The sequence below is a fragment of the Enterobacter sp. CFEC122 genome (assembly GCF_052983755.1).
The window spans coordinates 157,097-166,719 of the sequence record NZ_JBRIQR010000005.1 but is presented as its reverse complement, the minus strand read 5'-3'; the positions used below and the strand labels follow the sequence as shown (position 1 = coordinate 166,719).

Annotated in this window: 13 protein-coding genes; 6 read left to right on the top strand and 7 right to left on the bottom strand. The window is 53.7% G+C overall.

Going from position 1 to position 9,623, the window contains the following annotated elements; all coding sequences use genetic code 11:
- Positions 1-168: 168 nt before the first annotated feature.
- Positions 169-630 (bottom strand): GNAT family N-acetyltransferase, encoded by a 462-nt coding sequence (locus ACVCAM_RS05950; protein WP_008502363.1) that lies wholly within the window; start codon positions 628-630, stop codon positions 169-171.
- Between the two features lie 63 nt (positions 631-693).
- On the bottom strand, positions 694-1,296 hold the full coding sequence (locus tag ACVCAM_RS05945) for a helix-turn-helix domain-containing protein (RefSeq protein WP_023292519.1): 603 nt from the start codon (positions 1,294-1,296) through the stop codon (positions 694-696).
- A 43-nt stretch (positions 1,297-1,339) separates the two neighbouring features.
- Between ACVCAM_RS05945 and ACVCAM_RS05940 the strand changes: the two genes are divergently transcribed.
- Together ACVCAM_RS05940 and ACVCAM_RS05935 are read left to right on the top strand one after the other, a co-directional pair.
- Positions 1,340-2,035, top strand: a complete 696-nt coding sequence (locus ACVCAM_RS05940) for a B3/B4 domain-containing protein (protein ID WP_115465744.1) — start codon at positions 1,340-1,342, stop codon at positions 2,033-2,035.
- A 21-nt stretch (positions 2,036-2,056) separates the two neighbouring features.
- The gene (locus tag ACVCAM_RS05935) at positions 2,057-2,950 is read left to right on the top strand and encodes a dihydrodipicolinate synthase family protein (protein ID WP_407223315.1); all 894 of its coding nucleotides are present in this window, start codon (positions 2,057-2,059) and stop codon (positions 2,948-2,950) included.
- A gap of 45 nt (positions 2,951-2,995) precedes the next feature.
- On the opposite strand, the gene ACVCAM_RS05930 is transcribed toward ACVCAM_RS05935, so the two are convergent.
- The 3 genes from ACVCAM_RS05930 to ACVCAM_RS05920 all read right to left on the bottom strand — a co-directional run bounded on the left by ACVCAM_RS05930 (position 2,996) and on the right by ACVCAM_RS05920 (position 5,124).
- Positions 2,996-3,433, bottom strand: a complete 438-nt coding sequence (locus ACVCAM_RS05930) for a VOC family protein (RefSeq protein WP_023616868.1) — start codon at positions 3,431-3,433, stop codon at positions 2,996-2,998.
- Between the two features lie 13 nt (positions 3,434-3,446).
- Complete coding sequence (locus ACVCAM_RS05925) at positions 3,447-3,884, bottom strand: VOC family protein (RefSeq protein WP_407223316.1); 438 nt, start codon at positions 3,882-3,884, stop codon at positions 3,447-3,449.
- Between the two features lie 79 nt (positions 3,885-3,963).
- Positions 3,964-5,124 carry an MFS transporter gene (locus ACVCAM_RS05920; protein ID WP_063436446.1) on the bottom strand — a complete coding sequence of 387 codons (1,161 nt, stop codon included), beginning with the start codon at positions 5,122-5,124 and terminating at the stop codon, positions 3,964-3,966.
- Positions 5,125-5,254: 130 nt separating this feature from the next.
- Between ACVCAM_RS05920 and ACVCAM_RS05915 the strand changes: the two genes are divergently transcribed.
- Together ACVCAM_RS05915 and ACVCAM_RS05910 are read left to right on the top strand one after the other, a co-directional pair.
- Complete coding sequence (locus ACVCAM_RS05915) at positions 5,255-5,791, top strand: MarR family winged helix-turn-helix transcriptional regulator (RefSeq protein WP_348554956.1); 537 nt, start codon at positions 5,255-5,257, stop codon at positions 5,789-5,791.
- A 24-nt stretch (positions 5,792-5,815) separates the two neighbouring features.
- Positions 5,816-6,739: a LysR substrate-binding domain-containing protein gene (locus ACVCAM_RS05910; protein ID WP_252074652.1), complete on the top strand. Its 924-nt coding sequence runs from the start codon at positions 5,816-5,818 to the stop codon at positions 6,737-6,739.
- A 47-nt stretch (positions 6,740-6,786) separates the two neighbouring features.
- Here ACVCAM_RS05910 and ACVCAM_RS05905 read toward each other — a convergent pair whose 3' ends face one another.
- Complete coding sequence (locus ACVCAM_RS05905) at positions 6,787-7,257, bottom strand: hypothetical protein (protein ID WP_023344070.1); 471 nt, start codon at positions 7,255-7,257, stop codon at positions 6,787-6,789.
- A gap of 250 nt (positions 7,258-7,507) precedes the next feature.
- Here ACVCAM_RS05905 and ACVCAM_RS05900 point away from each other — a divergent pair, with 250 nt between their 5' ends.
- Positions 7,508-8,185 (top strand): DUF1963 domain-containing protein, encoded by a 678-nt coding sequence (locus tag ACVCAM_RS05900; RefSeq protein ID WP_325820177.1) that lies wholly within the window; start codon positions 7,508-7,510, stop codon positions 8,183-8,185.
- Between the two features lie 140 nt (positions 8,186-8,325).
- The gene (locus tag ACVCAM_RS05895; protein WP_041910151.1) at positions 8,326-8,802 is read left to right on the top strand and encodes a WbuC family cupin fold metalloprotein; all 477 of its coding nucleotides are present in this window, start codon (positions 8,326-8,328) and stop codon (positions 8,800-8,802) included.
- A gap of 56 nt (positions 8,803-8,858) precedes the next feature.
- On the opposite strand, the gene ACVCAM_RS05890 is transcribed toward ACVCAM_RS05895, so the two are convergent.
- Positions 8,859-9,410, bottom strand: coding sequence for a cysteine hydrolase family protein (locus tag ACVCAM_RS05890; RefSeq protein WP_348554955.1), 552 nt, complete (start codon positions 9,408-9,410; stop codon positions 8,859-8,861).
- Positions 9,411-9,623 lie beyond the last annotated feature (213 nt).

Below are 9,623 nucleotides of genomic sequence, written 5' to 3'. Positions count from 1 at the left end.
GAATATGATGATCTCATATCAGGAACTTGTTCGCACCTTCCTTAGCATATCCGCTCAGTGCCAGAAGCGGATGTCGTAAGATTCGTTCGGCTAAAAGAGCAAATTCTTCTGCATCAGAGTGACAGGCCCTGCGGATTCACATTTATCATTACTCTCTGCAAAGTACTTTTATTTTTGCCCGGGGTTACGATAAATATCGGGTCGATTGATTTGCCAGACAAAATCCGGCCGGTTCAATGGGTTATACCCCAGCTTCTGGTATAACCATGGCGCGCTGTCGGTTACCAGCATTATCCGTCGCAGACGTGACAACAATGGATGGGCATGACAGCATTCAATCAGCCAACGTCCAAGACCACTTTTCTGATAATCGTTCAGCACGTAGACGTCACACAAATAACCAAAAGTGGCATAGTCTGTGACCAGACGGGCGAAGCCGATTTGTCTTGTTCCATCCAGGAGCGCGAAACAAAGGCTGTTCTGGATTGATATCCTGACCGTTTCAGCATCAATACCAGGAGCCCAGGACGATTGCGAGAGGTAATCATGAATGGCTTCCAGCTGAAAAAAGCTGGGATCGGTTGTGACAATAAATTTGTCTTTGGTAAAACGCAGATGCTGATTATTCACCGAACTCCTCCTTTTGGGCTACTTGTGATGAGGCACAGGGCTGTCCTCTATGCCGGGGAATGCTCAGGATGCTTTTTCATGTACTGTCATGATAAATACCAGCGGGTTCTCCCCCTGGTTTTCATAGAAATGAGGAACGTCCGTTCTGGCGGTTGCCGAACAGCCAGTATTTACCCGATACACGTGTTCCTGTACGCCGAGTGTGAGCGTGCCCGACTGCACATAAAACAGTTCAAGCGTACCTTCCGTGTGGCCGGGGGACGCAAACTTTTCCCCCGGCTGCATTTCCCACATCCAGAGCTCGGTCATATCAGGGCCACCTGACCCTGCGAGCAATCTTGCTCTCCCGCCTTTTTCACCTTCCCACAATTCTGGGATCTCATCTTCAGCAATGAGATGCACGGTCGGTTTTGAACTGACATCCACAAAATCAGCCACCGAAACCCCCATTGCGGCAGCCAGGCGGCATAACAGGGCAATGCTGGGATTCGCCCGGCATCCCTCTATCTCAACCAGCGCTCCCTTGCTGACGCCTGCCCGACGGGAGAGTTCATCGAGGGATATCTTCTTATGCTTACGATAGAGTTTAATTCGCTGAGATACGGCTTCATTCACAGTATTGACGATAGCGTTTGCATCGGTCATTAAATTGACTTTTTTGGTCATTGGTCATTATCATGAAATAAATTGGTCATTACAGGATTATCACGTGCTAATAGTATCTCCGTCAATTACCCCTGAAATTTATCGTATTGCTCCCGGTTTTCGTGCACTGAGCATTTGCGTAAAAGCTGCGCCAGTGCTTAATCCCGACATTGGGGAAACGGCGCTGCGTGAAGCCTGTGAAGCCGTTCTGGCCGGTGAACCAGATTGGGCGGACTCTCATCTGGCGGCATGGGCCGACGTTTTTCAAAAGTTTGGTGCTAAACCTAAACGCACCCCTTGCTCAGCAGATGCGTTACGCAAGCGCGTGTTACGTGACGGAACGATGCCAGCGCTCGATCCTATCGTTGATCTTTATAATGCCGTTAGTCTCCGCTATGCCGTTCCGGTTGGTGGAGAGAATCTCTTTGCCTATCAGGGGGCGCCGCGTCTGACTGTGGCAAAAGGAACAGAGCCTTTTGATACCGTCAAAGAGGGAGAGGCCACCGTTGAGTATCCTTCACAAGGCGAGGTTATCTGGTGTGATGATATCGGCGTGACCTGCCGTCGCTGGAACTGGCGACAGGGGATCAGAACCCGCTTAGGCGTGGAAGCTCAGCAAATGTGGTTCATTCTGGAGAGTCTCCCGCAGATGCCGCTGGATAGACTTCACGAAGCCGGGAAGATGCTGACCGACGGCCTGGAAAAAATGATGCCCGGTCTGTGGTTTGAAGTTGCTCTCATCGAAGAACAACAGCTGTAATACCCTTCAGGAGAAAGAGTTATGTTTACCGGTTTGTCGGCGTTTCCATTAACCCCAGTCACTGCCCGCGGCGTGGATGAAAAGGGTTTTAGCCATATTCTTTCCCGTCTTACAGACGCTCGGGTTGATTCTATGGGCATCCTGGGGTCAACCGGAAGCTACGCCTATCTGACCCGGGAGCAGCGCAAGCGCGTAGCAACCTTGGCTAAACAGCATGCAGGGAACATCCCCGTTATGGTGTGTGTGGGAGCGGTCAGTACCGATGCCATTCTGCATCTGGCAGAGGATGCACAGGCAGCTGGTGCGAATGCGCTGTTACTCCCGGCGGTCAGCTACCAGCCACTCCGTGACGAAGAAGTCTTTTCACTCTTTGAGACCGTTACCCGGCACGTGTCTGTACCGGTGTGTATCTATGATAATCCGGGCACTACGCATTTTACCTTTACGGATGAACTTCACGGTCGTCTCTCCTCACTTGAGGGGGTTCGCTCGGTCAAGATCCCTGGCGTCCCGGATAGCCCCGCTGCAGCGATTGAACGGGTGAATGCGTTACGTCAACTTTTGCGCCCTGGCGTAACAATCGGTATTAGTGGCGACGCTTATGCGGGGCTGGGATTAAATGCCGGTTGTGAAGTCTGGTATTCCGTGTGTGGCGGTCTGTTCCCTGAGATGGCGAAACAAATCACCGAAGCTGCGGCGGCAAACGATCGTCAACGCGTTACAGCCCTGACAACCCACCTTGAGCCGTTGTGGTCGCTCTTCCGGAAACATGGCGGAAGTATTCGCGTTATTGCCGCTGCGGCTGGCGTGCTTGGGCTTACCGACATGGATTGCCTGCCTCGACCTCTGCAACCGTTGTCAGCTGGCGATATCGCGGATATTGCCCATGTGATAAGCACGCTGGAGCTGAAGTGATCTCCGCAGGACTGGGTGTCTACCGGTCCTTACCGCAAAATTTTATTAGTGAAGTGACTCTTCCTCTCCTGAGAGCGTATCTGCATCAGGAGAATAATTCCGGTAAACGCATGCCAGTTTATGCCCGTCAGGATCGCGCAGATAGGCAACATAAAAATCGGGGCCGTAGGCGGTTCGTGTACCGGGCACGCCTTCATCCTTTCCTCCCGCACGGAGGCCCGCTGCATGGAAGCGTCTGACAATTTCCGCGCTATCGGCTCTGAATGCGAACATTGTCCCGTTTCCCGCCGTCGCGGGTTGCTGGTCAAAAGGAGGACAAATGCAGAAGCTAAATTCGTCATCCGGATGATTTTCGTTTCCCCACATTGCCCAGCTATCAGTCCAGGCGGGCAGACGTGAATAGCCCAGCACGTTAAAAATAGCGTCATAAAAGTTCACGGCGCGCTGAAAGTCATTTGTCCCTATCGTGATATAAGCCAGCACCTTATAACATCCTCTATCCACGCAGCCACGGCGTAACTGTTAGTCCGGTCAGCAAACCTTCCGGGCTGAGCAGGCGAGTAACGGTTTGCCCCCACGGTTCCGTGCGGTTGGCGACCAACAACCGATAGCCTCTTTCACTCAGAACACGGGTAGCGGAATCGAGATCCTGCACCTCGTATTCAATCCATCCCTGCGGTATCGGATGCTCCACGGGCCACTCCGATTCACCAAAACAGGACGTTGCCGCCTGTGACAGCGGCCAGACGGCAAAATGCTTCACGCCCGGTAAGCGTCCCTCTTCGGTGAGCAGATACTCGGCATTGCCCTCCATCGGCTTCAGCGGCAGACCGAGTGTCTGGATATAAAACGCGGTGCTGGACGCTGTATCCTGTGAAATGGGCCCGAACCCGGCGACGAACATGACATCAATTCCCGGTAACGTCTGCGACATATCCACTCCTTAATAGCCTGAAATGACGGAATTTAGCGTAGAGCCTTCTGAAATACGACTCTCAATTCTGGTATCGCATTCACCGCGCCTGCACGTTCACGGTGGGTTTGAAAGTGAACGCGATAGCGATCAACAGCACGACTCCCGCACTCATCACCAGCCATGCGCTGGTGAGCGAGACCGAACTGTCGCGAACGATCCCTGCAACTAGCGGCATGAGCGCGGCGATCATATATCCTCCTCCCTGAACTTTAGACAGTAACTTCCCGGCCTGCGCGGGCGTTCGCGCATGATCGAACGTGACGATAAGCGACAGCGGGAAGAGGGCGCCGATACCGATGCCAAGCAGCAAGGTTGATAAGACCGGCGTGGTGCCCGGCGCAAAGACCAGACACAGTAACCCCGCGAGCAGCAGTAACAGTACAGTTATCAGCGGAACACGGCGGTCGGGGAATTTACCGATCAGCGCGGAGACGGCAAACCCGGCGGCCACCTCGGTTAAGGTCAGCCAGGCCAGCATATAGCCGCTGCTGCGTGCGGACCATCCTGCCTGAATATAGAGCGGGGGCAGCCAGGCTAAGACCAGCGTGTAGGCACCCGTCCCCACGCCGAAAAAGAGCAGAAGGAGTCCAGTCCGGGAGGAAGAGAGCGTAACGGATTCATGTGCTGTTTGTTCACCTTGAGGCTGCTTAACCAGGGGTAACCACAGCATCAGCGCCAGCAGCGCGAGCACGCCTGCCATAGCCAGCGCGGGCTTCAGCGTGAGCCATGAAAACAGCGGCTCGGCGCTGGCGGCGGCGACTGCCGCACCGGCCATAATGCCCGTGCTGAATAGCGACATGATCGTGCTGGCCGTTTGCGTATACGCCTTTTTTATCAGGGCAGGCATTAACGCCTGGATCGTGCCGATGCTGGCCCCGCCGAGTAACGCGGTGCCCATCAAGCCCGTCAGCGAGGTGCTAAAACCGCGTAATGAACAGGCTACCAGCAGGATGAACAGCCCGAGCATAATTCCCCTGACAGCACCGATCCTGGCTAAAAGCCAGGGACCACACAGGGCAGCCAGTCCCATCATCGCCACCGGCAGGGTCGTCAGCAGGCTGAATTGCGTCGCGGTCAGCCCTGCTTCGCCCTGCAGCACGGAGAACAGGGGGCCAACCGAGGCCAGAATGGGGCGCAGATTTAGCCCGACGATAAAAGCGATAACGGCGAAGAGTAACGGTGACGTGCGTTTCAACATGGCATCCTTTTCGGGTGTGAATGGCCCGGGCAAATTGCCGCGAGCATTTATCTTAACGTTAAGATAAAATCTGTTTTAGTGTAAGATGTACCGCACAACTCGATAAATTCCCACGCCATACGGGGTGAAGATGAAAGACCATGTAGACTTCGTTGTCGGCCAGTGGAGCCGCGCCATGCCCGAGCTGGACGCCTCGTCGATGAAAATTTTTGGCCGAATGCTCAGGCTGATGAAGCACCTGGGAAAAGAGCGCTCGCAGGCCATGGCGCCGTTTGGCTTTCGCGAGGGCGAGTTTGACGTCCTCGCCACGCTGCGCCGCGCCGGGGAGCCGTACTGCCTTTCGCCCACGCAGCTGTATACATCCCTGTTGATCACCTCAGGGGCGATGACGAACCGGCTCAACCATCTCGAACAGCAAGGCCTTATCAGGCGGATTGCCGATCCCGACGACAAGCGCAGCTCGCTCGTCAGCCTGACGCTGCACGGGCAGGAGCGTATCGAACAGGCGCTGCTCGTGCATACGGAAACGCAAAATGCGCTGCTGATAAACCTCTCTGAGGCGCAACGCGCGCAGCTTGAGTCCCTGCTCAGGGTGCTGCTGCTGACGTTTCCGGCTGAGGAATGGGATGAAACGTCACCGAGCGCCGATAATACAAAACCTGCATGATTACACCTGACAAAAAGGGAACGTATGTCTTTACCGCCACTGTATGCGCTGCGCGCGTTCGAAGTTGCCGCACGGCTGAACTCCTTTAGCAAAGCGGCTGAAGTCCTGAATATCACGCCGGGGGCGGTCAGCAGGCATGTCCGGACGCTTGAAATGTGGTTTGACTGCGAGCTGTTTAAACGGCAGGGTCCGAGAGTGGAGGTCAGCGACGCCGGGCGCATTCTGGCCGGGCAGCTTAGCGAAAGTTTCTCGAATATTGAGTGGGCCTGTCGCGCATTCAAAAGTGAAAACCACCTTCTGCGCCTCAAAGCCCCCAGCACCCTGACGATGCGATGGCTCCTTAATGTGCTTAAATCCTTTCGCGAGAACCACGCGAAGCCGAAAATCGAAATCGCCAGCGTCTGGATGGACTTCGACACCGTTGACTTCAGCCGCGAGCCCTACGATTGTGCGATCCTCCTCGGGAACGGCTATTTTGGCGAGTCAACGGAGAGCCGGCTGCTGTTCAGCGAATGGCTTATTCCGGTTTGTACGCCGTCTTTGCTGGAGCCTGCCCGGCAGCAGCTTCCAGAGTGCGATCTTATTCATCCGTCACCGGACAGACGGGACTGGAAGCGCTGGCTGAAAAGGACGGGCTTATTCCCCGGCCTCGACATGGGCGGCGGGATCGTGTTCGACACCCTGGAGCAGGGCAGCCTTGCGGCCATGCACGGACACGGCGTAGCGATGGCGGATCTCCGGCTCACGCTCGACGCGCTGAAAAGCGGCCTTCTCGCGCTGCCCTTCAGGGAGGCGATAGCAACAGGGGACGGTTACTACCTTGTCTGGCCCAAACATTCGCTCAGAGGACAGAGTATTGAACGGTTGCTGGCCTGGCTTAACCTTAATGCGCCAGTGGTGCCCTCTTTGGATATTGTCTGTCTTGATTTCAATGAAAAGCGGATTTAATAAATAGCGGAATATTAACAGGGAAATATTCCGCACAGTGAACGTATTTATGCGTAGGGAATATTTGCCATATTTTTATATCTTTCCGGCAGGGCGCTGTTCAGGTTGAGTAATTTATCCAGTATATATAGCGCAGGGGTTCCCTTTGCGCGTTCAGCTTCGATCAGCGCAGAACGTAACAGATTGGTAGCCGATGTCATTTCACGGAAGTACTCCTCAGATTCAGGCGTCTGAACTTCGCCTGAAGCGGCGTAACGCACCCGGGGCCAGTCCGCGAAGTCCAGAACCGGAAGGATCCCGTCGTCTTTGGGTAAATGCGCAGAGAGCAACTCTTCGGCGTTACCCGGATTGCTTTGGGCAAACGAGAGCAGATGCAGTCGATGAATAAAGGGCGAAAGCACCTCAGCGCTATCGTTTTCTGACGAAAGTAACGTTATTAACGCATGTATATTTTCACCCGCGATGTTTTTTTCAGGTGAGATCATTTTCATTAGATGAAATAAAACATCGAGTGTCATACGTACTCCATATGCATGCAGGTGTATTTATTATTTGAGTTTCGCTCTCTGTTCCAGGTCAGGAAGAGACCGGGAATGAAGGGATGGTATTTCAATGAGATTACGTTTGAAAAACGAGAAATAGTGGGAATCAATGTGAGTTTTACTCAACATAGGTTTTATTATTCAATGAGATTCTCCAGATGTGATGATTAACTTACAATGAACAGCAGAATATCTGTCCGACAAGCGTCTACAGAGGCGAGCAAACATGAGATTAGAGAGTGCGTCAGTTTTAGAAGAACTCCGGACCAGGCTAAGACCCGCATCGGTCGCGCAGGTCGGTGGGTTCCGGCCGCCTGAAGATCCCATTACGTCATGGTTTCTGAAGGGCGTTTCTCGCGCAGATGAAGGATTACCCACCTGGAAGGGCAAACCCATGTTTCCACTTCTTCAGATCAGGGTCGACGAGCTTCCTGTTATTCCTGACCAGTTGAAGGGCATAGCCCTTCTGGTGTTGTTTCACAATGTGGAACAACATCCCTTTGACAAACCGCACGGTGAAGGATGGTTAATTCGCGAGTATGCCAGCCTTGATGGGCTTCAGCCATTGCCTGAATTGGACACGCCGTATCGGCCGTTTCCAGTTCAATGGCTGAGTGTCATTGACGATGCACCTGGATGGGAAGATGCCTGGGATATTATTGATCTCTCATGCGTAAATGATGATGAGCAGGCCAGTGAGAGTTTTTTTGAAGATTTCAATCGCTACAGGGGAACCAAGGTAGGGGGATTTCCGACTGAGATACAACACGGTGTGGGAATCGAAGAGTTTGTTTTTCAGGTTGGGTCAGAAGAAAAAGTAAACTGGATGTGGGCGGATAACGGTATCGGTTACTTTCACCGGTCATCAGAAGGGGAATGGCGGTTTTCATGTCAGTTCTACTGATGAGCTTCCTGTCGGGGGATTGACCACTCGCCCGGCAGCGATTTGTTTCACAAATCCCATCGCTCCTCGACCGTTCAGGATGGTATAACGTCCTGCGGCAACCGGGTTGCCATAGACAGCCCAAATTCCTAAAGGTGTATATGAAACAGATTACTTTCAGTGACCTGCAGCAGCAAAGCGAGCAGGCCGCACATTCTCCTCGCTTACGCGCGCACCGTAATTTACACCCTGACCTGAGCGACCCGGTGCAGCGCCTGGCCATTGCAATGGAACCCGGTACCTATGTCCGCCCCCACCGCCATCCGCACACGTTTGAACTGCTGACGGCGCTGAGCGGTCGCTTTCTGGTGCTGAATTTTGACGACAGCGGAAACGTGACCCGGCGCGTGGTGTTAGGCGAAGAGTGTAAAGTGCTGGAGATGGATGCCGGAACCTGGCATGCCGTGCTGTCGCTGGATAGAGGCGGCGTCATTTTTGAGGTTAAACACGGGGCGTATCAGCCCGTGCCCGAGCATGATACCGCCCCATGGTCACCGGCAGAAAACGAGCCCGGCACCGAGAAGCTGATGCAATGGTACGCTCAGGCACAGGTGGGTGACGGTGGTTTTACCCTGTAATTATTCTCTTATGTGCCCGGCGCGCGGAAAGGCGAGCCGGGTAAAGAGATAAGCGCTCACCTGAGTCCACTCACCGTACTAAAAAGCCAGTCACGAGCAGTCGACAGCGTCACAAACGGGCCTGCCAGCGTGCTGTTGTGATGGGCAATAATGTCGCTGGCGGATAAACAGTCATTATCCATTGTGGTATGCGCATCTGAAATTAATACCGTCCTGAAACCCAGCTCCGGTGCGGCCCGGCCGGTCGTATCGACGCAAAACTCTGTTTTCATCCCGGCAATGACCAGCTGTTTGATGCCTCTCTGATTAAGTTCTCGCAGCAATACCGTATCCCGAAAACAGCTTGGATAGCGCTTGGTGAAAACAACGTCCTGCTCCTTCACGTCCAGTTCAGGTATCAGCTGTGTTAACGGCCCCTTTTCTGAGAAGGGGGAGTCGTCCGGCCCAATATGGCGGGCAAAAAAGACGGATACCTGCGCGTCTCGGGCGTTGGCGATTAACAAGCGGATATTGGTCAGAACGGCATCGGCGGAGCGAGGGGAAATCGGGCCCCGAAAGAGGCCCTGCTGCATGTCGATAATCAAGAGAGCATTGTCAGATGAAACCATTTCCTTTCTCCATTCAGAAGGTGGTGAACGGAGAAACATTTCCCCGTCCATGCCGGCGGGGATTGAGGTTCTGTTTGTCAGTCGTTTGCTACAGATACACTCACGCCGCCGAAGGGTCCGGTGGTGGTGAGGGTGGTTGTTGGCTGAACTGACGTAAACATGTTATGACCTTCGCTGATATATCTTTTAAATCATATCTGGACGAGCCGTTAA

Excerpts from the sequence above, each read along its gene's own strand:
- ACVCAM_RS05945 (WP_023292519.1), bottom strand. The coding sequence starts at position 1,296 with ATGACCAAAAAAGTCAATTTAATGACCGATGCAAACGCTATCGTCAAT.
- ACVCAM_RS05935 (WP_407223315.1), top strand. The coding sequence starts at position 2,057 with ATGTTTACCGGTTTGTCGGCGTTTCCATTAACCCCAGTCACTGCCCGC.
- ACVCAM_RS05925 (WP_407223316.1), bottom strand. The coding sequence starts at position 3,884 with ATGTCGCAGACGTTACCGGGAATTGATGTCATGTTCGTCGCCGGGTTC.
- ACVCAM_RS05920 (WP_063436446.1), bottom strand. The coding sequence starts at position 5,124 with ATGTTGAAACGCACGTCACCGTTACTCTTCGCCGTTATCGCTTTTATC.
- ACVCAM_RS05915 (WP_348554956.1), top strand. The coding sequence starts at position 5,255 with ATGAAAGACCATGTAGACTTCGTTGTCGGCCAGTGGAGCCGCGCCATG.
- ACVCAM_RS05910 (WP_252074652.1), top strand. The coding sequence starts at position 5,816 with ATGTCTTTACCGCCACTGTATGCGCTGCGCGCGTTCGAAGTTGCCGCA.
- ACVCAM_RS05905 (WP_023344070.1), bottom strand. The coding sequence starts at position 7,257 with ATGACACTCGATGTTTTATTTCATCTAATGAAAATGATCTCACCTGAA.
- ACVCAM_RS05900 (WP_325820177.1), top strand. The coding sequence starts at position 7,508 with ATGAGATTAGAGAGTGCGTCAGTTTTAGAAGAACTCCGGACCAGGCTA.
- ACVCAM_RS05895 (WP_041910151.1), top strand. The coding sequence starts at position 8,326 with ATGAAACAGATTACTTTCAGTGACCTGCAGCAGCAAAGCGAGCAGGCC.
- ACVCAM_RS05890 (WP_348554955.1), bottom strand. The coding sequence starts at position 9,410 with ATGGTTTCATCTGACAATGCTCTCTTGATTATCGACATGCAGCAGGGC.